Annotated in this window: 1 protein-coding gene; it reads right to left on the bottom strand. The window is 40.0% G+C overall.

What is annotated here, in order from left to right:
* Nucleotides 1-265 (bottom strand): hypothetical protein (locus SB749_RS19730; RefSeq protein ID WP_410711799.1); only part of this gene is annotated, 265 nt, incomplete at both ends.

Raw genomic sequence — 265 nt, 5'->3', positions numbered from 1 at the left:
CTTGGTGCAGTTTCACTTAAAATATAAGCCAGCTCATCATGCTGTTTTTGCTTGAGTAATTTAATTAGCTCATTTTCGATGCTTGCTAACTGCCCTGTTTTGGCCATTTGGGTTAAATAAGCCGTGTGCGCATGCGCCTGTAACTTTTTACCTAAATGTTGGTATTTAGCGGTTAACTCATCACTTGCTTGCGCAGCAAAATAAGCTAAAAACACTTGCTGCCATTGGGTATCATTCAAGGCATTTTTGCGTAATAAACGCGGTA

This window comes from Brevibacterium sp. SIMBA_078 (genome assembly GCF_046534565.1).
GTDB lineage: Bacteria > Actinomycetota > Actinomycetes > Actinomycetales > Brevibacteriaceae > Brevibacterium.
Note: the sequence above shows the minus strand (reverse complement) of the source record. Positions and strands in the feature narration are given on the sequence as shown.